At 63.3% G+C, this 286-nt stretch carries 1 protein-coding gene; it reads right to left on the bottom strand.

Annotated elements, in window-relative coordinates; translation table 11 throughout:
- Positions 1–286: nickel-dependent hydrogenase large subunit (locus NE591_RS15760; protein ID WP_256157163.1), on the bottom strand; the 286-nt coding region annotated here is incomplete at both ends.

Below are 286 nucleotides of genomic sequence, written 5' to 3'. Positions count from 1 at the left end.
GGATCAGGTTCGCCTCAGGGTTGTCGACGTAGGCCTCGCCGCCGTCGGCGTCGAACCAGTTGCCCGAGAAGATGGACAGCTGGCCGTTTTCGGCAAAGGCCGCCAGCTTCTCGTAGAGCTGGTTCAGGTCGGAGTGCAGCGCCAGGCCGTTCTCCAGGGCCACGGCGTAGGCGTGGTCGACGTTGGCCTGAAGCGCATTCAGCGGGTTCACGTAATCGAGAGCCGCCAGGTTGTACAGCCACAGGATATGGCTGTGCAGGAACTGAGCGCCCTCCAGCAGGTTTCG

Origin of the sequence: Adlercreutzia sp. DFI.6.23, assembly GCF_024462535.1 — a bacterium.
Lineage (GTDB): Bacteria > Actinomycetota > Coriobacteriia > Coriobacteriales > Eggerthellaceae > Adlercreutzia > Adlercreutzia rubneri.
Note: the sequence above shows the minus strand (reverse complement) of the source record. Positions and strands in the feature narration are given on the sequence as shown.